The sequence below is a fragment of the Methyloversatilis discipulorum genome (assembly GCF_000385375.1).
GTDB classification, from domain to species: Bacteria; Pseudomonadota; Gammaproteobacteria; order Burkholderiales; family Rhodocyclaceae; genus Methyloversatilis; species Methyloversatilis discipulorum_A.
Genome location: NZ_ARVV01000001.1, coordinates 1,628,093 through 1,651,300 on the forward strand (window position 1 = coordinate 1,628,093; position 23,208 = coordinate 1,651,300).

A 23,208-nucleotide genomic window follows, 5' to 3' on the forward strand; every position below is an offset into this window, starting at 1 on the left:
ACGCCGTGCGCCGCTATGGTGCATCAGTCGCGTCCGCCGTGCATCTGCGGCGCGTCAAAAGGGCATAACGCCCGGGCGCAAGGGGCAGAATGGCGCGGCACGCATCTTGCGTCGCTTGGCCGAACTTGCTGCCCACCTCCGACAACGACGTCCGACATGGCCGATCAGAAAACATTGCGTGCCCGGCTGACTGCCGCCTGGCTGCGCCTGAAGAATCCCATCCTGCGCCGGCGTCATTACGCCTATCTGAAGGTCTGGCTCGGGCGCCTCGTGCTGTGGGGCGGCGCGGTCGGCGTCGGTTTGCTGGCGGTCGGCTTTGCGCAGCTTTCGGACCACGCGGTGCACCTGTTCCGTGACACCGCGGCGAGCCACCCGTGGTGGCCCTTTCTGCTGACGCCGCTGGGCGGTGCGCTGTGCGTATGGATCACGCGCCGCTGGTTCGCCGGTGCAGAGGGCAGCGGCATTCCGCAGACCATCGCCGAAATGTCCCGACCGGAAACGGCTGGCTGGCGACCGCTGCTGACGCTGCGCATCATCGTCGGCAAAGTGTTCATCGGCGTGGCGGCGGTCGGCAGCGGCTTCTCGCTTGGCCGCGAAGGCCCGACGGTGCAGGTCGGTGCTTCGCTGATGCATGTGCTGCATCGCTGGCTGCCCGGCGCGCTGCACATTCCGCGCACGCACATGCTGGTGGCCGGCGGTGCGGCCGGCATCGCCGCCGCCTTCAACACGCCGCTGGCCGGCATCGCCTTCGCGATCGAGGAGCTGACGCGCAGCGTCGAGGCACGCATGAGCGGTCTCATCATCACCGCCATCGTGCTGGCCGGCATCGTGTCGCAGACCTTTCTCGGCAAGGCCAGCTATTTCGGGCAGATCGCCATCGCCGGCAGCGACCGCGACATGGCACTGGCCGTCGCGGTGACCGCGCTGGTGTGCGGCGTGGCCGGCGGGCTGTTCTCGCGCATGCTCATCATCGGGTCGACGTCGTGGCGCGGTCCGCTGGCCGATCTGCGCGCCCGGCGCCCGGTCGTGTTCGCCGCCGCCTGTGGCCTGCTGGTGGCGGCGCTCGGCTTCGTCAGTGGCGGCGTCAGCTTCGGCAGCGGCTACGCCGAAACGCGTGCGCTGCTCGAAGGCGACACGCAGCTCGCGTGGTACTACGGCCCGGTCAAGTTCATCGCCACGCTGATCGCCTACCTGAGCGGTATGCCGGGCGGCATATTCGCGCCCAGTCTGGCCATCGGTGCCGGCATCGGGCACGACCTGGCACCGCTGCTCGGCCAGCAGGAGGCGCAGGGCCTGCTGCTGGTGCTGTGCATGGCCGGCTTTCTCGCCGCCGTGACACAGGCGCCGATCACCTCCTTCATCATCGTCATGGAAATGGTCGACGGCTATTCGGTCATCATCGGCCTGATGGCGGTGTCGCTGCTGTCCGCCGGGGTGTCGCGCTTCTTCAGTCAGCCGCTCTATCACACGGTGGCGCGGCACATGATTGCCCGCAATGCCGCGCCTCCCGGTTGATCAGCCGCGCGGGAAGGACATCCAGACGTGGCGACGGTAGTCGTACATCTGGCAGTCGTTCAGCACGGTCAGGAATTCCTTCAGCGTCAGCTTCACCTTCTTCACGTTGCCACTGAAGGTCTGTTCCAGTGAAGCCTGGGTCTTCACCAGCCGGTAGAGCGGAATCTTCTTGTCGACGTGGTGGGCGGTGTGCTGGAACACGCGGGCGAAGGAGAAATCCAGCCAGGCCGGCACTTCGGTATGGATGGACCCTTCGACCTGGGCGCGGAAGTAGTTCCACTCGTCGCGGTTGTCGTACCAGCGGATGGTCGGGTAGGTGTGGTTCTGGATGGTCACGAAGGTCATCACGTAGTTCCACACCAGGAAGGGCAGCCCGACGCACAGTACGAGGTTCCACGCGAAGCCGGCCGCGTCTGCGGCAAACAGGTAGGCCATGAACACCTCGAAGGCGAGGAAGCCGAACACCGCGACGAAATCGGCCAGCGCGACGGCCGGCGGAATCTCCTTGCCGTTTTCCGAGCGACGCAGGATGAGCACCTTCCACCAGATGTCGAACAGGTAGTAGCAGCCGAAGCCCCAGATGCTGCGGTAGAAGCGATGCACGCGCTTCTGCCACGGTGACAGCGCCGCGAACTCGTCCGGCGACATCGGCGGATAGACCGGGTCCATGCCTTTCAGATTGGTCCAGCCGTGGTGCATCTTGTTGTGCTCGATCTTCCACGTGCATACCGGATGCAGCGAAGGCATGAAGGCCAGCGTCGCGTAAAGCCGGTCGAAGAAGGGCCGGTTGGTCAGCGAGCCGTGCGCGGCGTCATGGCCGATCACGAACATGATGCCGATGGCCTGGCCGCTCATGACGCCGAACAGCGCCTTGAGGGCCAGATTGTCCATCGACAGCGACAGCGTCCACAGCCCGGCGAACAGGCTGGCCACGGTCAGGAAGAGCAGGCTGCCCAGCGGCAGGCTGTAGGCGTAGGCGATGTCGGGCAGCGTGGAACGGACATCGAGCGGGGTCGGGCAGCGTTCGGTCACGGGAGGGCTCCTGAGATGGGTTGAAGGCATCAGGCGGCGACCGCGCCGGCGTCGGCCGGCTGGGTCTGCATGTCGAGGCGCAGCGTGCTGAGGCCGCGGAAACCGAAGTTCGCCAGCCATTCGGGCCGGGTGTCGACGGCGGCGATGTGCGGGCAGCGGGCGAGCAGCGCGTCGAAGGCGATCTCGGCTTCGAGCAGCGCGAGACGTGTGCCGATGCACACGTGCGGGCCGTGACCGAAGGCGAAATGGGCGGTGTCGGCGCGGCCGATGTCGAAGCGGTCTGCGTCGGCATGACGCGTCTCGTCGCGGTTGCCGGAGGCGATCAGCGGCACCACCATCTGCCCGCGCCGGATCTGCGCCCCGGCGTACTCGAAGTCCTCGGCGGCGATGCGGGTGAGGTACTGCACCGGGCTGTCGTAGCGCAGCATTTCACGCACCGCGTTCGGAATGCGCGAGCGGTCGTCGCGCAGCGCCTGCATCTGGTCGGGGTGGCGCAGCAGCGCGAGCATGCCGTTGCCGAGCAGGTTGCGCGTCGTTTCGTGGCCGCCGAACATCAGCATCGAACACTGCGAAGCCACCTGTTCGCCGTTCAGCGCTTCCTCGTCCTCCTCGATGCGGATAAGCAGGCTGATCAGATCGTCACCGGGCGCGTGCCGGCGCTGCTCGACCACCGCCTCGAAGTAGCGCGTCATCGCCAGCAGGCTGTCACGCCCGCGGTAGGCGACTTCGAGCGAACTGGCCGGGTTGCCGAAGAAGCGGGCGATGGCGTCGGACCATTCGATGAATTCGGCCTGGTCGCGGGCATCGACGCCCATCAGTTCGCAGATGACCAGCGCCGGAAACGGGTGGGCGAAGCTGCCCATGTAGTCGACCGTGCCGTGCGCGGGCAGGCGGTCGATCAGCGTGTGCGCGGTACGCGTGATCGCGTCACGCCACAGGTCCGTCACCTGCGGTGCGAAGCCCTTGTTCATCAGCTTGCGCAGCAGCGTGTGCTCCGGTGCGTCCTGGAACAGCAGCCACATGCCGAACACGCGGTTGAACTCCGCGAACGCCGGCTGCACCGGCTCCGGCAGCAGCGCGCTGTAGCAGTGACTGCGCTGTGCGCTGAGCCGGGCGTCCCGCAGCACCGGGGCAATGTCGGCGTGGCGGGGCAGCAGCCAGGCGCCGCCGAGGAAGTCGCCATTCCAGTGCGCGGAGCCGGCTTCGCGCAGCGCACGGTAGGTCGGGTAGGGGTTCTCGATGAAGTTCTGGTCGAACATGGTCGGCATCTCCGGCAGGCCGATCGCGGTCCGCGGCTGCGGATGCATATCGGAAGTGAAAGGGGGCGACGAAGGGAGGGCGGTGCCGGCCGCGAGGCCGGGTGCCCGTCGGTACATTCCTTGCGGTGCTTCCGGTGGTCAGGACCTCATCGCTGTCCGGATGCGACGGCGACGAAGCAGGAGCAGCACACCGCCTGCGGCCAGCATGGTTGAGGCGGACGGTTCAGGGACCGGCGCGGCCGCGACGCCGGCAAGTTCGCCGGCCAGCATCGAGTACGCGGCGGTGGTGAGGTGGATCGAGTCCCAGAAGAAGTACTCGTCCGGCGTTCCGCAGGCGGCGAAGGCGCTGCCGTTGAAGTCGAAACAGGCGGACGCTGCGTTGGTCAGTCCACCCGGTGCATTGCCGGCGAGTACGGCGGCTATCGTGTCCTCGTACCAGTCCTGCGCGTCGAAGCGCATCAGGTTCAGCGCCGGCCGGCTGCTGTCCAGCGTGTCGAGCAGGCTGTCGAGCCGGATGTTCATGGTGTCGACGCCCTCGTGCAGCAGGGCGCGCAGGTCGGGATCGGCGGCAAAGGCGCTCGCCCAGAAAGGCTCGTGTTCGAGCGCGATGCTGTTGAGCACGAGGATGTTGCGGGCGCCGGCCTCGACCAGCGCATCCACGTTTGCAGCGATGTCCTGCGCCGCCGTCAGGCCCGCCTGCTGGAGGGCTGCGCGGCGCGTTTCGTCGCCGAGGGATGCGGGCAGGGCCTGACCCAGGCCCCAGAAGTCGTTGTGTCCGCCCCAGACGAAGTACAGCGCGTCCGGATCGGCGCTGCCGGTAAGCGCGAGGTGAGTGTCGACCTGATCGCGCAGCCCGGTGGCTCCGAAGGCGGTGTTGACGAAGGGCAGCACGTTGCCGTGGCCGCTGAGCGCACCGGTCCATGCGTAGTTGGTCAGGCCGATGCCCAGCGTGCCGGCGAGGTGCTCGACCGCCGACAGGCCGTTGGTGGGGCGCCCCTGGAAGAAGCCGTCGGCATAGCCAGGGATCGCGAACGGCGGCCACCAGGCGAGTACGTCCTCGACCGGCCGCGTGGCCAGCGCACCGACCAGGTTGCCGGTATCCGAGAAGCTGTCTCCGAACGCATACATCGCCGAGTACGGCGACGCCGCACAGACGGAGGACGCCCCCCCGGCCATCGCGGCCGTGATGGCCAGCCGGCACATGAACCTTCTCATCAGATATGTCCTTCCATGGGTGAGGATCGATCGTTCGCCGGCGGCGCAGATGACCGGACTACTGTGTGTGCGCCGCACAAATAAAGATGTCCGTCCGGTCGCGGCTGCAGCGTGAGCAATACGCATGCCAGAGGCATCGGCAGGACAGTTCGGGGAGAGTTGGATGGAGAGGACGGTGCCGGTGCCGAGCCGGCGGACACCGCCCTGATCAGCGCTTCGGCGCGCCGGATCGAAGCGGGGAAAGGCTGCGGGAAGCGATCGCGTGCAATGGGCGAGGGACGGCGATTCGTGACCGCGCTCGCGTGAATCATTCGCCTACGAATGTCAATGAGATATCAAATAAGAATTTATTGGACGATGGTCTTAGGCTAAAAGTAGTACATGTGTCGCAATGCTGGACAGATTGTGTCCAACTGCAAACTCCGATGCGGAGGTCATTTTGTACCGTGTCCGTCGTGAATCACCTGTCATGACATCTTGTTTCACTTTGACTGGTCGTTATGCGATTTCCTTGCGCAGCCGATGTTTCGGGTCCGTAAATCCGGCCCGACGGAGAGGCGGTCGGACAGCACTTCCGTGCGTCATTTCACATGTTGCAGCGAAGCAGAAAAACCCTGGCACGGTAATGGCTATTGAGCACCCCGGCGCCGTGCCTTCCGCACGGACGAAAGTCATGAACCGGGGCGGTCATCGGCGTGGAAATGCAGAACGAAACTTTGCTGGCGTGGGTCATCGAGCGCTTCGCTGATGTCATGGGGCACGATGCGGCGCGCATCGAGGCGCACAGCGCGCTCGAGGACATCGGGCTCGAGTCGATGGCGGTTGTGGCCATGGGACGTCTGCTCGAAGCGCACTTTCCGCTATTGCCCCGTACCTTCCTGTACGACTGCCGGACCGTGGGCGATGTACATCAGTACCTGCTGTCGAACTTTCCCGACGAAGCGGCGCGGCTGTCCGCCTCGCTGCGGCCCGTTTCCCCGCGCGAAGAGGCGCACGCTTCGGCGAGGCCGCACTTCAGCGACGAGTGGGAGGTGCTCGATGACGACCTGACGGACGCTGGCGGCGTAAACGCGGACGATGCGATCGCCATCGTCGGCATCGCCGGCCGCTACCCCGGGGCGCCCGATCTCGAATCGTTCGCCGCATTGCTTGACGCCGGTGTCGATGCCGTCGGCGAAGTGCCGGCCGAGCGCTGGTCGGCCGACGGGTTGTTCAGCGGCGATCCGGTCGCGCGTGCGCAATGGGCCAGCACGTCGAAGTGGGGCGGCTTCCTGCGCGACGTCGATGCCTTCGATTCGGCCTTCTTCGGCGTGTCTGCAGTCGACGCCGACGTGATGGATCCGCAGGAGCGCCTGTTCATCGAGTGCGCGTGGCACGCGCTGGAACACGCGGCGCTCGGCCCCGAACGGTTGCCGCGTGCGCAGCCTGGCGGCGCGGCACGCGTCGGCGTGTTCGCCGGTATCACCACGCTGTCCTATCCCCTGCTCGGCGAGGTGCACTGGCGCAGCGGCGGCGGTCAGGTGCCGACGGCGATGCCGTGGTCGGTGGCCAACCGGCTGTCGTGGCTGCTCGATTTCGACGGACCCAGCATTGCGCTCGACACTGCCTGCTCGTCATCGCTGACCGCTCTGCATCTCGCCTGCGAAAGCCTGCGCCGCGACGAATGCGCGGTGGCGCTGGCGGGCGGCGTCAATCTTTACCTGCATCCGTCCAAGTATGTGCAGCTGAGTCAGCAGCGCATGCTGTCGCCGACCGGTCGCTGTCACGCCTTTGGCGACGCGGCGGACGGCTTCGTGCCGGGCGAGGGCGTGGGCGTCGTCGTGCTGCGTCGACTGACCGATGCACGCGCGGCTGGTGACCGCATCCTCGGCGTGATCCGCGCCACCGGCGTCGCGCACGGCGGTCGCACGACCGGCTACACGGTGCCCAGTTCGCGCAGCCAGGGCGTGCTCATCCGCGACACGCTTGCGCGCGCCGGCCTCGGCGCTTCCCGCATCGGCTACGTCGAGGCGCACGGCACCGGCACCGGTCTGGGCGACCCGGTCGAGGTCGAGGGCCTGCTTGCGGGCTGGGCGGCCGACCGGCCGCGGAGCTGCGCACTCGGTTCGGTCAAGGCGAACATCGGACACCTCGAAGCGGCCGCCGGCATTGCCGGGCTGACCCGGCTGCTGTTGCAGTTCCGCTCGCACCGCCTGTTCGCTTCGCTGCATTCGGAGCGCATCAATCCGGCCATCGATCTGGCCCGTACGCCCTTCCGCATTCCTCAGCGTACGGAGCCGTGGCCCGACGACGGTCAGGCGCGCTGCGCCGCCCTCAGCTCCTTCGGCGCCGGCGGCGCCAACGCGCACGTAATCGTCGAGGAATGGCGCGAGGTGCCCGCGGACATCGCTGCCGGCACTATCGCCACGGTATTTCCGTTCTCGGCCAGCGATGAAGAGCAGCTGGACGCCGTCATCGCGCGCTTCCGCGACTGGCTCGCGCCGCGTGTGGCAGAACTCGATACGCCGGACGGACGTGCGCGCATCGCCGCGACGCTGCAGCTGGGGCGCACGCCGCTGCGTGCGCGGGCGCTGGTCGTCGCCGGCTCGCTGGCCGATCTGCTGCAGGCGCTGTCGGCTGACCGCGTGCAGCGCGGGGCGACCGACGGCCGGAAGGCGGCCGCCACCGAGGGCGCCGATCCGCTCGTGCTGGCGACAGGCTGGCTCGCCGGCGCGTCGGTACGGTGGTCCACGCTGTGGCCTGAATCGGGGAAGACCCTGCCGCAGCCGGTCGATCTGCCCGCCTATCCCTTCCGTCGCACCCGCCACTGGATAGGTGGCGCACAGACGCCGGCACCGGTGCGCTTCGACGGTGTGCCGGCCGCGGCAGCAAGGGACGGCGTACTGCACATCAACCCGGACGACTGGCGCGCGCGCAATCACGTGGTCGACGGGCAGGCGGTTTTTCCCGCCGCCGGCTACCTGCAGCTGCTCGCAGCGCGCCTGCCCGGCGACGGGGCGATCGAGTTTCGTGACCTGATGTGGGGACGCGCGCTGGTGCTCGCCACGTCGGCTGACGTGACGGTGGATGTCGATGCTGCCGGCCGTTGCGCGGTGCGCAGCGGAACGGCCGACGACGGTCCGGCCCATCTGCGGGGCGCCTTGCATGCTCTGGCGGCCGGCGCGGCGTCGACGGCCGCCGTCGCGCGTCCGACCGGACCCTTCGACCGCGATGCGTTCTACGCGGGCTTCGAGCGCATGGGTCTGTGCTACGGCCCCGAGTTCCGGCCGGTGCGCGCGCTTGAGCGCGCAGGCGATCACGCCGTTGCCGAACTGTCCGTTCCGCCGCGCGACGACGTCGGCCGCATCAATCCGGCGCTGCTCGACGGCGTGTTCCAGTGCGCGGTCGCGCTGGCACCGGCGGCGGTGCTGGCGGCCGGCCGTGCCTTCGTGCCCTTCTCGATGCGCCGCCTCACGCTGCACGCGCCGTTGCGCGAGCACGCCGTCGTGCGCGTCGACTATCGCGGCACGCCGGCACCCGGCCTGCACGCCTATGACTTCCGGGTCTGCGCGCACGATGGCGCGCCGCTTGCCGACATCGAAGGCTTCTGCTTCCGCGCCTGGGACGGTGTGCGCGCTGCGCCGCTGCACCTGCTGCAGCGACACTGGGTCGTGGCCGACGGCCGATCGCCTGCCGGTCTGGCCGCCTCGCCCATGTTGCTCGCAGGCGCTGCCGGAGTCGGGCTGGGCGGACTCGCCGCCCGGCTGCGTCGCCTGTATCCCGCGCAACCGCTGTGGAGCGTCGAGACGGCATCGCGCTTCCGCTTCCACGACGGGCACTGCGTGGATATGGACGCGGCCGACGCCGCCCATCGGCGCACCCTGCTCGAACTGCTGCAGCACGGTGACGCCTTCCCGGCCACCGTAGTCTGGATGAGCGGCAACGCGCGCGGCTCCACGGAAGCCGACGCGCGGCGCTTCGTAGCGCTGGCGCAGTTGCTGGTCGGCGCGCTCGGCGCACGCGCACTGCGGCTGGTTTATGTGGGCATACCGTCGTCCGACGACGGGCGCTGCTTCCACGCCGCGATGGGCGGGCTTTTGAAAAGCCTGCACCTGGAAGCGCCCCGGGTATCGGCCGCCCTGCTCGAACTGGATGCAGCCACCGCCGATGATCCGGTGCGCCGCGCCGACGCCGTCGCTGCCGCCTTGGCCCGCCCACTGTCGCCCGGTCGCGTGCCGCGCCTGCGCGTGCGTGACGGCTGCATCGAGGAAGAGCGCTTCGCCTGGCTGGACGCGCCGCAGGACAGCTGGTTGCCCACGCGTGGCGCGACCTATCTGATCACCGGCGGCATGGGCGCGCTCGGTCGCACCTTCGCGCGCTGGCTGGCTGGCTGCGGCGTGCATGTCGCGCTGGTCGGGCGCAGTCCGCTCGACGATGAGGGGGCACGTGCAGTCGCTTCGCTCGGTGGCGAGGGCGCGTCTGTCGTCTATGTACAGGGCGACGTGACCGACGCCGCATCGCTGGCTGGTGTGCTGCAGCAGGTACGGGCGACGCTGGGTCCGGTGCGCGGCGTCATCCACGCGGCCGGCGTGCTGCGCGACGCCTTCTTCGTCAAGCACGGGGACGACGACTGGCAGGCCGTGCTGGCACCCAAGATCACCGCAGCCCGCCTGCTCGACGAGGCCACGCGTGACGATGCGCTCGAAGCCTTCGTGCTGTTCTCGTCGCTCGCTGGCGCGCACGGCAATGTAGGCCAGAGCGTCTACGCCTATGCCAATGCCTGGCTCGACGATTTCGCCGGACTGCGGGCGCAGGCGGTAGCCAGCGGCCGCCGCCGTGGCCGCACGCTGGCGCTGGCCTGGCCGCTCTGGCGCAGTGAAAACGGCATGCAGGCGCCACCGCCGGTCATGCAGTGGATGGCCGAGCGCGGCCTTGAACTGCTCGACGCGGAGCAGGGCGTACAGGCTTTGCGCAGCGCGATGGCGAGCGGGGCGGCTGGCGTGGTCGTCTGCAGCGGCCGGCGCGAAGGCGTGGCCCGACTGCTGGAGGTCGGGCCAGCCGCGGTCGAGCGGCAGGCGCCTGCAACCGCGCCTGTGCGCGCAGTCGCGGCGGCCGATACGACGGGGGCACTGTGCAATCGGCTCGGCGACATGCTGGCCCGCGCCTGCGGCATTGCGCGCGCCCGCGTCGCGCCAGCGACCCCGCTGCAGTCGCTCGGACTGGATTCCATCATGGTGATGGACCTGAACGGCGAACTGGACAAACACTTCTCGTCGCTGCCGAAGACGCTGCTGTACGAAGCCGACACCGTGCAGGAACTCGCTGCGCGCATCGTGTCGGCCGAGCCGGAGGCTGCGGCCCGCTTCGCAGGCGACGAGGCGGCGAACGCGCCTGCGATGCCCGCTGCCGAAGCGGCCGCGCCGGCCGTTCCGCCGGCGCCCGATCCGGTCGCGCCCGGCCCCGTTGCAAGCGCGGACGACGACACGCGTGGCCTGGCCATCGCCATCGTCGGCCTCGCCGGCCGCTACCCGCGCGCCGAGAACCCGGACGTCTTCTGGGACAACCTGTTGCAGGGCATGGACTGCGTCGCCGAGCTTTCGCAGCGCTGGCCGGACGACCCGTCCTTCGCCCGGCGCGAGGGCGAGGCGGCGAAGACAGGCGCGTACGCGCGCTGGGCCGCGCTGATCGATCAGCACGACTGTTTCGATCCGCTGTTCTTCGGCATCGCGCCGCGCGACGCCGAACGGATGGACCCGCAGGAGCGGCTGTTCCTCGAAGCGTCCTGGCTGGCCATCGAGAACGCCGGCTACACGCCGCAGACCCTGCAGTCGCCGCCGTCGCGCGACGGCGCACGGGCACGCGTCGGCGTGCTGGCCGGCGTCATGTACGGCGAGTACCAGTATTACGGCGCCGGCGGTTCGGCCACGCTGACCAACTCGTCCTACGCGGCCATCGCCAACCGGGTGTCCTACACGCTGGGTTTCAACGGCGCCTCATTCGCGCTGGACAGCATGTGCTCGTCCTCGCTGACCGCGCTGCACACCGCCTGCCTGCTGCTGCGCGCCGGCGAATGCGACGCGGTGCTGGCGGGCGGCGTCAACGTGTCGGCACACCCCTACCGCTACCGCATGCTGAGCGAACTGCAGTTCGCCGCCAGCGACGGCCGCTGCCGCAGCTTCGGCGCTGGCGGCGACGGCTATGTGCCGGGCGAGGGCGTCGGCGTCGTGGTGCTCAAGCGGCTGGCCGACGCGGTCCGCGACGGCGACCACATCCACGGCGTCATCCGCGGTTCGGCCCTCGGTCACGGCGGGCGCACTTCGGGCTTCACCGTGCCGACACCGGTCGGGCAGAGCGAAGTGATCGCCGACGCCTTCGCCAGCGCTGGTGTGCCGGCATCGCGGCTGGGCTATATCGAGGCGCACGGCACCGGCACCGGTCTGGGCGACCCGATCGAACTGCGCGGACTCGCAATGGCGCTCGAAGGTGCGCTGGGCGACCACGTGGTGCCCATAGGCTCGGTGAAGTCGCAGATCGGCCACCTTGAATCGGCCGCCGGCATCGCCGCCCTGACCAAGGTGCTGCTGCAGATGCGGCACGGCCGGCTGGTGCCGTCGATACACAGCGAGCCGGCGAATCCCAATATCGATTTTTCGAAGCTGCCTTTCCGCGTGCAGGCCGAAGCGGCCGACTGGCCGGCGCCGCGCGACGCGGTAGGACGCCTGCAGCCGCGGCTGGCGGCCGTCAGTTCCTTCGGCGCCGGCGGTTCCAACGCGCACCTGGTGGTCGAGGAATGGCCGGGCATGCCGGGCACCGACTTGCCCGGTCCGCACATCGTCGTGCTGTCGGCGCGCACGCCGGACACGCTGCGCGCGATGACGCAGTCGCTGGCACGCCATGTCGAGCGTGCGCTGGAACGCGGCGAGGCGCTGTCGCTGGCCGATCTGGCGGCGACGCTGCGTGTCGCGCGCATCGCCCAGCCCAACCGGCTCGCCGTGATCGCCGATGACCTGAGGACGCTGGCGGCGCAGCTGCGCGCCAGTCTGGAAGGCGAGTTCTGGCAGCTCGACGCCTCCACGCTGCCGGCCGGCGTGTTCAAGGGCGTGGCCGACGCCGAGGGCGCGGCCGCAGATGCGGGCAGCGAGCCGGACGCGCTGGCGCGCGCCTGGGTCAGTGGCGCCTTCGACGACTGGAGCGCACAGCCGGTGCCGCCGCTGCGTCGACGCGTGCCGCTGCCCGGTACTGCCTTCCAGCGCCGGCGCTTCTGGGCGCAGCCGGTCGCGGCCGCCCAGGCCCCGCAGATCGCCCAGCCCGTCGCGGCCTATGTCGCGACAGCCGCTGCAGCGCCCGCGCCCGACATCGCGCAGCCGCTGTCGCCGCGCGACATCCTCGAACGCGTCAGGACAGGCCGCATGACGCCTGACGAAGCCAAGCGCCTGCTCGCCGGCATGCGTGCCACCGCAGACCAGTGAGCGCCGACCACCACGCGCAGACAACAGGGACAGACATGACGGACTTTGATCGGACGGTGGGCATCATCGGCGGCGGCGCATCGGGAATCGGTGTCGCCAAGGCGCTGACCGAGGCGGGGCTCGATTACGAAGTGCTGGAGGCCAGTAGCGGCCTGGGTGGCAACTGGCAGCCGGACGGGCCGGCGTCGAAGATGTACGCGTCGGTGCACCTGATCAGCTCGCGTCGCAACACGCAGTTCTCCGACCTGCCGATGCCCGACAGCTATCCGCACTATCCGCGGCACAGCCAGATGTACGCCTACCTGATGTCGGTGGCGGCGCGCTACACGGTCGAGGCGCACACGCGCTTCCATACCCGGGTCGTCCGCGCGCGGCCGGATGGCGGGGGCTGGCGCTGCGAGCTGGCCGACGGCAGCGTGCGCCGCTATGCCCACCTGGTGGTGGCCAACGGCCTGCTGCGCATTCCGCTGGTGCCAAAGTTCGACGGCCATTTCGACGGCGAAAGCGTGCATTCCGGCGACTACCGTTCGGCCGACCAGTTCCGCGGCAAGCGGGTGCTCGTGGTGGGCGGCGGCAATTCGGGCTGCGACATCGCGGTGGACGCCGCACTCAATGCCGACGCCGCTTTCCATTCGACCCGACGCGGCTATCACTACATGCCGAAGTTCGTTGATGGCAAGCCGACGCAGGAATGGCTGATGGACATCGCGCCGAAGTTCACTGATGCCCAGGCCTACTGGGACCATGTCGGCGCAGTGTTCAAGCTGGCCGGTTTCGACGGCACCGATTTCGGCCTGCCGGCGCCGGACCACCGCATCGACGCGGCGCACCCGATCATGAATTCGCAGGTGCTCTACCACATCGGTCACGGCGATCTGGCGCCCAAGCCGGACATCCGCCGCATCGACGGCCGCACCGTCGAATTCACCGACGGCAGCCGCGAACAGATCGACCTCATCCTGTGGGCGACCGGCTTCCGCACCGACCTGTCCTTCTTCGACCCGGCAGATTTCGACGCGCGCGTCGATCTGGACCGGCTGTTCCTGCGCATGGTGCCGCAGCGTCACGACAACCTGCTGTTCGTCGGTTATCTCAATACGCCGTCCGGCCTGGGCAACGTGCTCAACATCACCGCGCGCTTCGTCGCCGCCTGCCTGTCGGCGCGCATTGCCGGCAGCGAAAACTTCCGCCGGCTGCAGCAGATGAAGCAGCAGCCCGAGCGGCTCGATCTCGGCCAGGGCCGCTTCATGGACACCGACCGCCACCGCTACGAGGTCGATCTGTGGAAGTACATCCGCGCGGTCAATTTCGTCACCGGAAAGCTGCTCGACGGCGCAACTCAAGCCGCGCCGGCCGAGGCGCTGACCGCATGAGCACCGTTTTCACCACGCATACCGGGGATTCCGCATGGACATGAGCATTGCCGACGAACTGTCGCCGGAAGAGGCGCTGGCACTGATCGAAGGGCTGGAGATGGACGCGGCACCGTCGGTCGCACCGACCGTCGCTCCGCCGCGACCGCCCGCATCACCGGCCACCCGCCCAGCCCTGGAGGTGGCACTGGAACAGGATCTGGGCGCGCTGGTGATGGACGTGCTCAAGCTCGATGCCGCCGATTTCTCGCCGACGCGCTCGCTGATGGACTACGGCATGGATTCGATCTCGTCTACCGAGATCGGCAACCGTTTCACTGCGCGCTTCGGCATCGTCATTCCGCCTACCGTGTTCTTCGAGTTCCAGGATCTGCGTGGTCTCACCCGTTATCTGCTGAAGAATCACAGCACCGACGTGAAGCGTGTTCTGGGTGAACTCGAAGGTTCGGTCGCCGTCGCACCCGCTGCCGTCGCTCTCCGCGCACCCGAATCTGTCCGGACGACGCCGGTCCCGGCTCCGCGCCCGTCGCCCGTTGTCGTGATGGAGGCCGTGCAGACGGTGGCCGTAACGGCCGATGCGCCGCTGTCGATCGAGGCACTGTGGGCGGAACAGGGCGCGGCCACTGCGCCGGCGCCCGTCGTCCCGCCTGCACCCGTTGCGGCGCCCCTACCCGCAGCGGTCGTCGGGCGGCAGGACATCGCCGCCCCGGAAGTCGGCGTCCGTCAGCCCTCGCGCGAACACCTCGATGCACAGCAGGCCTTCGTTGACCAGGCGCGTTCGGTCAGCGTGCAAGGGCGCTCCGGCCGCATCATCGAGGCAGCGGTGTACGGCCTGGGGCGGCCAGTGCTGCTGCTCGGCGGCCTCGTCATGCATACCTCGGTCATGTGGCGGCTGCAGCTGCGCGAACTGGGTGCGCATTACCGGCTGATCGCCTATCACATGCCGGGCTGCGGCCGCACCGACTTCTACAGTCCGCTGACGCTGTCGTCGATGGCGGACGACGTGGCCGAACTGCTGGACGGACTGGGCATCACCGATGCGCTGCCGGTCATCGGCTATTCCTTCGGCGGCGTGCTGGCACAGCGCTTCTGCGTTGCCCACCCGCAGCGCGTGTCGGCGCTGGTGGCGACGGTCACCTCGCCGTTCGCGCAGGGCGCGAACGACTTCGCGACGCTGATGCGCGAGCTGCAGATGAGCGAGCGCTTCATGGAGCTGAACCGCGGCTGGAACATTCCGTCGTTGCCGGCCTATCAGGCCGTCGTCGGCGCCTTCGACCACCGTGAGGCGCTGTCTGCGCTGCGCTGCCCGGCGCTGGTGATCAGCGGGCGCGACGACCGCTACATGCAGCCGGCCTATGGTCGCGCGCTGGCCGACGCGCTGCCGGGCGCGCGCTACGTCTGCTTCCCGGGTGCCGGTCACCTGCTGGGCTTCACCCACTTCGAGGCCTACAACCGTCTGCTGCTGCGCTTCCTCGATGAAGTGGCGCCGCTGCGCGACGACGCCGCTCGCGGGCTCGCGCGTTCGCCGGTCAGCGCTTTCGTGCCGGCCGACGGCACCACGCTGCAGGTGCTGGAAGACTATGTGCGCCGTGGCGATCAGGGGCATTGCGCCATCCTGTCGCCGCAGTCGGCGCAGCTTGCGCTGCTGCTCAACCGCATACAGTCACGGAACAAGACCGGAGACGAGGACTACCGCTGCCTGTTCCTGACCTCGCAGCACGAGGCGCTCGACGCCGCGATGCGCCTGGCCCGGCATCGCGCCCGCAACCGCGACGCCGACAGCAGCGGCGAACTGCTGCTGATCGATGCGGGAGAAGGCTGGCGCCGCTACTTCGATCCGCTGGACGCAGGTCCGGACGACGCACTTGTCCCGGGCGTGCTGTTCGTGTCCACCGTGCTCGAGGCGATCGAGCGGCTGGAAGGCGGCGCCTCGCCGGTGGCGGCCGTACTGGTGTGCGATGCCTTCACGCCGGCCGAGGACGCCGACCGCCTGATCGCCGCCTGCGCCGCGCGCGAGGTGCTCAGCGTGCTGGTGGACAACAACGACCCGGACGCGACGGCCGCCGACTGGATCGCGCCGGCCTGCCGCGAACGCGCGGACATGATCGTGCTCGGCGAATCGATGGCGGGCAGTCAGGTGCCGGTCGCCGCCTGCATGGTACGTGCGCCGGTACACCAGACCTGGAGCATGACGCCCAGCGAAAGCTATGTGCGCAACGTCATGACCAGTTTCGGTTTTCCGCTGGCGGTGGCGCGCGAAGCGCTGCTGGCGCGTTTCGCCGACCTGATCGACGGCGACACGCACAGGTTGATGCGGCGCATCGACGCCGATGTCGACGCCTGCTTCGATGCCCACCTGCGCTGGGGCAATTCCGGCTACGCCCGGGTGGCGCGCCTGCACGGTTTCGACGCCCGCTTCGAGGCGGCACGCGGCATGAAGTCACTGCTGCGCGACCGCGACGGTACCGCGCGCACGGTGCTCGACTGCTTCGTGAACGTCGGCACCAGCCCGCGCGGCCTGAACCCGCTGGATGTCATTCCCGACGTGGCGCGTGCGCACGACGCGAACACCGATTACTGGAGCGAACTGGCTGCGCTGCTGAGCGAGCGCACCGGCCTGCCGCACGCCTTCCCGGCGTCGAGCAATGTCACGGCGGTGGAAGTCGCGCTGACGCTGGCGGCACTCGCCGCACCGGCGAAGCGCCGCATGCTCTTCTTCTCCGGCGGCCTGGGCTTCTCGATGCTCAGCGCGGTGGCGTCGCACGACGCGGTGTTCGACATCTTCCGCAAGCCCTTCGAGCCGCTGTACCGGCACAGCGTGTTCATCGACGCGCATGCGCCGGACGCCGCGCAGAAGCTCGAAGCCGAACTGCTGTCCGGCGACATCGGGCTGGTGTGGTTCGAAACCATACAGGTGGACGCCAACGCCACGCGCCCGCTGCCGCAGCAGCTGGTCGAACTGATCGTGCGTCACCGCGATGCCGGCGGCTATCTGGTCGGTGTGGACGAAACCCAGACCAATCTGATGACCGGCCGTCTGCTGCACAGCGCGGCTCAGGTGTCGTCGCCCGACCTGGTCGCGCTGGGCACCGCGCTGTGCGATTCGCTGGTGCCGACCGGCGTCGTGCTGTGCAGCGACGCGGTGCGGCAACGTGCGCAGCAGCGCTCGCCGGCGCGCCTGCAGGAACTGGCCGGCCGTCAGCGCTGCCCGCTGTCGGCACACATATCGCTGCACGCGCTGCGCAAGGTGTTCGAGCAGGGACTGGACGAACGTGCGCGCCTCACCGGTGCATCGTTCCGCGCCAAGCTGACCGCCCTGCAGCGCGAGGTGCCGATGATTACCGCCGTGCGCGGCGAAGGCCTGCTGCTCACCATCGATCTCGACCTCACGGGCGCCGATCCCTTCCTGCAGCGCAGCTTCGGCTACCTGCTGTGGGGCGCCATGCTGCGTGACCCGGTGCAGGGCGTGGCGGTCGCGGTCTGCCCCATCCACAACAACAGCCTGCGTTTCCTGCCGCCGCTGGACATCGCCGACGACGAGGTGAAGCTCATCGTCGACAGCCTGCGCCGCCATCTGTCGGACGGCATCGCGCCCGTGGTGCTCGACTGCGCGGCGCATTCGGCGCGCATCGGCGAAGCGCGCACCGCCGAATTCCTGAAGTCCCTCGTCCCCACCGAAAACAAGGAGGTCCGTCGCATGAGTGCTCCCCGTTCACTGTCCGCGCCGCCGGTCGCACGCGAATTCACCCGCGCCTTCGTCGAACGCATTCCGGGCGGCGCACGCATGCTCGAACGCTTGCGCGGCAAGGGCCGCTCGCCGCGCCAGCTGCCGCGCGTGTGCGTGGTCGGTGCCGGCGTCGGCGGCATTTCGATGGGCAAGGCACTGACCGAATACGGCATCCCGTTCGACTGCTTCGACGGTCGTGACCGCATTGGCGGCATCTGGGCCTTCGATCCCGACCGGAAGTTCACCTCGGTGTGGCACGCGATGAACCAGAACACGCCGCGCGGCCTGTACCAGTACACCGATTTTCCGATGCCTGACGACTACCCGGATTTCCCGTCGCACCAGCAGGTGCACGCCTATCTCGAAAGCTATGTCGACCATTTCGGTTTCCGCGACCGGATACAGCTGAATACCCAGGTCAAGCGCGCCGAGCGCTTCGGCGACAAGGGCTGGCGCGTCACGCTGGACAGCGGCGAGGTGCGCCACTACGACGCGCTCATCGTTGCCAACGGTCACCACAACGAGCCGAACTTCCCTGATTACTACTACCGCGACGTGTTCGACGGCGAGTCCATCCACTCGCAGCACTACCGCTACCGCGAGGACTACCGCGACAAGGACGTGCTGGTGGTGGGCGTGGGCAACAGCGGTTCGCAGGTGGCGGTGGACATCAGCCACGCGGCGAAGTCGACCTGCATTTCGCTGCGCCGCGGCGTCTATGTGCTGCCCCACTACCTGCTGGGCCTGCGCATGGACCGCGCGATGGCCTTCCTGAACGACTGGTGGTTCAAGAAGATCCTGCCTTACCCGCTGTTCAACCTGGTGCACACCGGGCTGTACAAGGCGCTGATCCAGCGTCACTCCAGCATGGGCATGCCGAAGCCGGACCACCTGATGATGTCCAGCCTGCCGACGCTGTCCGAGAACTTCGCCAACCGCATTGGCGACGGCAAGCTGAAGATCGTGCCCGAGGTGAAGCACATCAAGGGCCGCAAGGTGTTCTTCGCCGACGGCAGCGTGCGCGAGTTCGATGCCATCGTCTATTCGACCGGCTTCAAGACCACCTTCCCCTTCCTCGACAAGCAGTTCCTGAATGCCGACGACAACAGGGTGCCGATGTTCAAGCGCATCTTCGTGCCCGGCGTGGACAACCTCGCCTTCATCGGCCTGTTCCAGGCGGTCACCTGGGGCTTCCTCGACATGATGGAAGCGCAGTCGAAACTGGTGGCCGAACACTTCGCCGGCTTCTACCGCCAGCCCGACGTCGCCGCGCAGAAGCGCGACATCGAGCGCGAACAGAAGATCATCCGTCGCGAGTACCTGGCGACGCTGCGCAACAACTACGAAATGCACGGCCCGACCTATATGCACGAGCTGGCGAAGGAGCACGCTCGCGGCCGCACCCGCGCGCGGAAGGCCGGACTGCCGATGCCGTGCGCGGCCAGCGGCGTGCCGGTGACCGATGAAGGCGTGCTGCAGGACGCGCCGGCGCTGGCCGGAGCGAGCGTGTGATGGACAGGGCCGCCGCCATCGCCATCGTCGGCATCGCGGCGCGTCTGCCGGGCGCGCCGGATGTCGCCGGCTTCTGGCAGACCCTGCTCGGCGATGAGACCGCCATCGGCGAGGTGCCTCCGTCGCGCTGGGACTGGCGCGCGCACTACGCGCCGCCGGGCGGGGCGGCGAACACCGCCTACTCGAACGTGGGCGGTTTCATCGACGACGCCGACTGCTTCGACCTGCGCCACTTCGGCATCGCGCCGCGCGAGGCGGAGGCGATGGACCCGATGCAGCGGCTCTTTCTGCAGTCCGCATGGACCGCGCTGGAGGATGCCGGCATCGCGCCGCGCAGTCTGTCGGGCCGGCGCGTAGGCGTGTTCGCCGGCGTCGGCAATGCGGAGTACACCGCGCTGATGCGTGCCGCGCAGTGCGACAACGACGCCTACCGCGCGACCGGCATGGCGCTGACGCTGGTCGCCAACCGGCTGTCCTATGTGCTGAACCTGCGCGGACCCAGCCAGGTGGTTGATACCGCCTGCTCGGGCTCGCTGGTGGCGGTGCATCGCGCCGTCGAACAGCTGCGCCTCGGCCAGTGCGAACTGGCGCTGGCCGGCGGCGTGAGCCTGATGCTGAGTCCCGAACTGCACGTCGCCTTCAGTCAGGCCGGCATGCTGAGCACGTCGGGCCGCTGCCGTCCTTTCGACGCCGAAGCCGACGGCTATGTGCGCGGCGAGGGCGTCGGCGTCGTGGTGCTGAAGCGGCTGGACGACGCGCTGCGCGACGGCGACTTCATCCACGCCTGCATCCTTGCCTCGGCGGAGAATCACGGCGGTCGCGCGCACAGCCTGACCGCGCCCAGCTTCAAGGGGCAGGCCGAGGTGGTCGCTGCCGCCTGGCAGGCGGCCGGGCCGGCAGTGCGCCATCTGTCCCATGTCGAAACCCACGGCACCGGCACGCCGCTCGGCGACCCGATAGAGATCGCCGGGCTGAACGAAGCACTGCGCCAGAGCCGAGCGGCCGATCCGGACCGCACACCGGCGGGCGACATCCGGCTCGGTGCGCTGAAGGCGCGCGTCGGTCACCTCGAAGCGGCGGCCGGCATCGCCGGTCTGATCAAGACGGTACTCGCGCTGCGACACGGGCTGATTCCCGGTCATCCGGCTTTCGGCCAGGCCAATCCACAACTCGAGCTGAGCGGCTCGCCGCTGCGCATCGCAGACGGGCCGCAAGCCTGGGGCGAGGGGCCGCGGGTGGCCGGCGTCAGCTCCTTCGGCTTCGGCGGTGTCAATGCCCACGTCGTGCTGCAGGCGCAGCCGGCACCGGTGTGGACCGACGCCGACGCGCAGGCCGAGGTCGTGCTGCTGTCGGCACGCGACGCCGATACGCTGCGCGCGCGCGCGGCGCAGCTGTTCGACTACCTGTGTCCGGATGTGCAGCCGCGCGTGCTGCTCGCGCTGCAGCAGGCCAGCGGCGCACTCGACTTCGACGCGCAGTGGCCGGCACTCGGCGTCGATGCGGACACGATGGAGCGCGCCGCGCAGTCGGCAGCGCAGCGCCTGGGCATAGACGCCGCCGGATTCGATCTGCGCGACTGCATGTGCTGGGGCGAAGTCGCCGCCGCATTGAGCGAAGCGTTGCCCGCCGTTGCGGTGGCGGATCGCCTGCACGCCCGCGCCAGCCTGCCGCGGGCCGCGCTGGCGCCGACGCTGCGTGCGCTGGCCAGTTCGCTGTTCGTCGGCCGCGATCTGCAATCGCATCGGCTTGCCGTCGCGGCGCAGGACTTCGGTGGGCTCGCGCTGCAACTGGCCGCGTGGCTGTGCGACGCACCGGCCCCTTTGGCCGTCACCGCGCAGAGCGCGAAGGACAGCGGCGGCGAGCGGCCGCTGCCCGACTGGCGGAGCGCATCAGGGCTGGCCGACTGGCTGCGTGCGGAACTTGCATTCCCTGCGCTGAGCGAACAGCTGTCCGCGCGCTACGCCGCCGATCGCGTGACGCGCGTACCGCTGCCTACACTGCCTTTCCGTCGTGATCGCGTGTGGTTCAAGGCGGCGGCACCGGTTGCGCCGCAGCCCGCCGCCGATATGTCGCCCGCCGTTGTGCCGCACGCCCATTTGCCGCCCCCCCTTGTGCCGCACGACATCGACGCACTGCTCGGCCCGTGGACCGGCTTCCTCGGCCGCAGGCCCGGCTGCCTGCCGACTCTGCTGCCGTGGCCGGGCCATGCGGCGACGGGCGGCGGCGTCAGTTTCATCGACGTCGCCTGGGCCGCTGCGTCGCCGCAGCACCGGCGCGTAATGCCCACCCTTGCGGACGGCGGCCTGCGCTACCGTGCGCTGGCGGACGAGGGCGCGCGGACGCTGCTCCGCGTCGAGCGCATCGTCACCGGCGAGGGGCCCGAGGCGACGGCGGGTGTTCCGCCTGCCGTCGCGATTGACGTCGCCCCGCCGTCGTCGCACGACCCGCGCGCGCTGTGGATGCACTGGACGGTCGCCGTCGTCCGGGCCTTGCAGTCCATGTTCCGCGACGCTACCACGGCGCCGCTGCTGCCCTACCGCGCGCTGCGGGTGAGCTGGGCCGAAGTGCCGACAGTCGGACCGCAGCGACTGCTGCTGACTGCGGACGCCGACAGCGGACGCGTCGGCGTGCGTGGCGAGATCGACGGGCGCACGCTGCTGCAGATCGACGGCCTGGAACTGCGCGAGGCGCGCTGGCTGGTGCAGGCAGCGCCGGCGGAAGCGGAGGTGCTGTCGTGAAGGCCGTCGTCTTTCCGGGCCAGGGTGCGCAGCGCAAGGGCATGGGCGTCGAACTGTTCGAGCGCTACCCGCGCCTGGTCGAACAGGCCGACGCCGTGCTCGGCTACAGCCTGCACGATCTGTGCACCGACGGTGCGGACCGCCTGATCGACACCCGCTACACGCAACCGGCGCTGTTCGTCACCGGCTATCTCGGCTATCTGGATCACGAGCACCGGCACGGCGCGCCGGCCATGCTGGCCGGCCACAGCATCGGCGAGTTCGTCGCGCTGGCCGCGGCCGGAGCACTCGACTTCATCGACGCGCTGCGCCTGGTCGACCGCCGCGCCCGCATCATGGCCGCCATCCGCGACGGTGCGATGGCGGCGGTGATCGGGCCGGGGCGCGACGAGGTGGATGCGCTGATCGCGCGTCTGGGTGTCGATGGACTGGAGATCGCCAACGAGAACAGTCCCACGCAGACCATCGTCGCCGGCCTGTCGGGCGAGATCGACGCCTTCGTCGAGCGCTGCCGCGACGCGGGTACACGGGCGGTGCGCCTGCGCGTCAGCGGTGCCTTCCATTCGCGCCACATGCGGCCGGCCGCCGCCGAGTTCGCGCAGGCGCTGCGCGAGACGCCTTTCCAGCCCCCGCGCATTCCGGTGATCGCCAACGTGACGGCACGGCCGCACGACGCGCAGATCGCCGAGGTGATGGCCGCCCATCTTTACAGCCCGGTGCGCTGGATGCAGTCGGTGCACACCATGCTCGACGCCGGCGTCAGCGAATTCGTCGAGATCGGCCCGGCGCCGGTGCTCGGCCCGATGATCGACGAGATCCGCGCCGGCTGGCGCCCGCCGTCACGGGCCGCGGCAGGCTGGCCCGAGTTCGCGGCGCCGCCAGTCGGCGGTGAGCACGCCGCGCTGGTCGCCGCGTTGCACGCGCTGTACGGCAGTGCGTCGCCGGCCGCGGCCGACTGGGCCGCGTTGTGGCCGCGCGGGGTGGACGTCGCCGGCTGGCCGCCGCTTGAACTGGCGGCCACACCGCGCGCGCTGCGCCGGCAGATTCGACGCGCCCTCGAAACCCTGATTCCGGCCGCGGCGTCAGCGCAGCGTGCCGACCCGTCTTTACACCTGCACGGACGACATCCATGAGCACCGAACACGATATCGCGGACTTCATCACCACTTTCATCGCCGACCGCACCGGCGTACCGGCGCAGGACATCGAGCCGGAGGAGAACCTCGGCAGCTACGGACTGGGTTCGATGCAGGCGGTCGATCTGGTCGGCTCGCTGGAAGACCGCTACGGCGTGTCGCTGCCGCCGGCGCTGGTGTTCCAGTACCCGACCGTGCGCGAACTGTCGGTCGCCGTCGCGCAGCGCGCCGCAGCCCCGGCCGGAGCCTGAAC

10 protein-coding genes are annotated in these 23,208 nt (G+C 69.2%); 7 read left to right on the forward strand and 3 right to left on the reverse strand.

Annotation, left to right across the window (positions count from 1 at the left end):
- Positions 1 to 156 precede the first annotated feature (156 nt).
- Positions 157 to 1,515, forward strand: a complete 1,359-nt coding sequence (locus tag METRZ18153_RS0107780; protein ID WP_020164193.1) for a chloride channel protein — start codon at positions 157 to 159, stop codon at positions 1,513 to 1,515.
- Here METRZ18153_RS0107780 and METRZ18153_RS0107785 read toward each other — a convergent pair whose 3' ends face one another.
- The 3 genes from METRZ18153_RS0107785 to METRZ18153_RS0107795 all read right to left on the reverse strand — a co-directional run bounded on the left by METRZ18153_RS0107785 (position 1,516) and on the right by METRZ18153_RS0107795 (position 5,021).
- A complete protein-coding gene (locus METRZ18153_RS0107785) occupies positions 1,516 to 2,547 on the reverse strand; it encodes a fatty acid desaturase (protein ID WP_020164194.1) in 1,032 nt (343 codons plus the stop codon).
- Positions 2,548 to 2,576: 29 nt separating this feature from the next.
- Positions 2,577 to 3,806 (reverse strand): cytochrome P450, encoded by a 1,230-nt coding sequence (locus tag METRZ18153_RS0107790; RefSeq protein WP_029143622.1) that lies wholly within the window; start codon positions 3,804 to 3,806, stop codon positions 2,577 to 2,579.
- Between the two features lie 138 nt (positions 3,807 to 3,944).
- A complete protein-coding gene (locus METRZ18153_RS0107795) occupies positions 3,945 to 5,021 on the reverse strand; it encodes an SGNH/GDSL hydrolase family protein (protein ID WP_232415996.1) in 1,077 nt (358 codons plus the stop codon).
- Between the two features lie 701 nt (positions 5,022 to 5,722).
- Here METRZ18153_RS0107795 and METRZ18153_RS0107800 point away from each other — a divergent pair.
- Genes METRZ18153_RS0107800 through METRZ18153_RS0107825 form a run of 6 tightly spaced genes read left to right on the forward strand, consistent with a single transcriptional unit; the run spans position 5,723 to position 23,206 of the window.
- Positions 5,723 to 12,469: an SDR family NAD(P)-dependent oxidoreductase gene (locus METRZ18153_RS0107800; protein ID WP_020164197.1), complete on the forward strand. Its 6,747-nt coding sequence runs from the start codon at positions 5,723 to 5,725 to the stop codon at positions 12,467 to 12,469.
- 35 nt (positions 12,470 to 12,504) lie between these two features.
- Complete coding sequence (locus METRZ18153_RS0107805; RefSeq protein WP_020164198.1) at positions 12,505 to 13,842, forward strand: flavin-containing monooxygenase; 1,338 nt, start codon at positions 12,505 to 12,507, stop codon at positions 13,840 to 13,842.
- A 34-nt stretch (positions 13,843 to 13,876) separates the two neighbouring features.
- Entirely contained in the window at positions 13,877 to 19,081 is a 5,205-nt protein-coding gene (locus tag METRZ18153_RS0107810) for an alpha/beta fold hydrolase (protein WP_020164199.1), read from the forward strand.
- Positions 19,081 to 21,819: a beta-ketoacyl [acyl carrier protein] synthase domain-containing protein gene (locus METRZ18153_RS0107815; protein WP_020665892.1), complete on the forward strand. Its 2,739-nt coding sequence runs from the start codon at positions 19,081 to 19,083 to the stop codon at positions 21,817 to 21,819. The genes METRZ18153_RS0107810 and METRZ18153_RS0107815 overlap by 1 nt, the downstream gene beginning before the upstream one ends.
- Positions 21,816 to 22,952, forward strand: coding sequence for an ACP S-malonyltransferase (locus tag METRZ18153_RS0107820; RefSeq protein WP_020164200.1), 1,137 nt, complete (start codon positions 21,816 to 21,818; stop codon positions 22,950 to 22,952). The genes METRZ18153_RS0107815 and METRZ18153_RS0107820 overlap by 4 nt, the downstream gene beginning before the upstream one ends.
- On the forward strand, positions 22,949 to 23,206 hold the full coding sequence (locus METRZ18153_RS0107825; protein ID WP_020164201.1) for an acyl carrier protein: 258 nt from the start codon (positions 22,949 to 22,951) through the stop codon (positions 23,204 to 23,206). Before METRZ18153_RS0107820 ends, METRZ18153_RS0107825 begins: the two co-directional genes overlap by 4 nt.
- The last annotated feature ends 2 nt before the right edge of the window (positions 23,207 to 23,208 follow it).

Bases quoted from the DNA above. Each gene is read 5' to 3' on its own strand.
- METRZ18153_RS0107780 (WP_020164193.1), top strand. From the start codon at position 157: ATGGCCGATCAGAAAACATTGCGTGCCCGGCTGACTGCCGCCTGGCTG.
- METRZ18153_RS0107790 (WP_029143622.1), bottom strand. From the start codon at position 3,806: ATGTTCGACCAGAACTTCATCGAGAACCCCTACCCGACCTACCGTGCG.
- METRZ18153_RS0107795 (WP_232415996.1), bottom strand. From the start codon at position 5,021: ATGAGAAGGTTCATGTGCCGGCTGGCCATCACGGCCGCGATGGCCGGG.
- METRZ18153_RS0107800 (WP_020164197.1), top strand. From the start codon at position 5,723: ATGCAGAACGAAACTTTGCTGGCGTGGGTCATCGAGCGCTTCGCTGAT.
- METRZ18153_RS0107805 (WP_020164198.1), top strand. From the start codon at position 12,505: ATGACGGACTTTGATCGGACGGTGGGCATCATCGGCGGCGGCGCATCG.
- METRZ18153_RS0107810 (WP_020164199.1), top strand. From the start codon at position 13,877: ATGGACATGAGCATTGCCGACGAACTGTCGCCGGAAGAGGCGCTGGCA.
- METRZ18153_RS0107815 (WP_020665892.1), top strand. From the start codon at position 19,081: ATGGACAGGGCCGCCGCCATCGCCATCGTCGGCATCGCGGCGCGTCTG.
- METRZ18153_RS0107825 (WP_020164201.1), top strand. From the start codon at position 22,949: ATGAGCACCGAACACGATATCGCGGACTTCATCACCACTTTCATCGCC.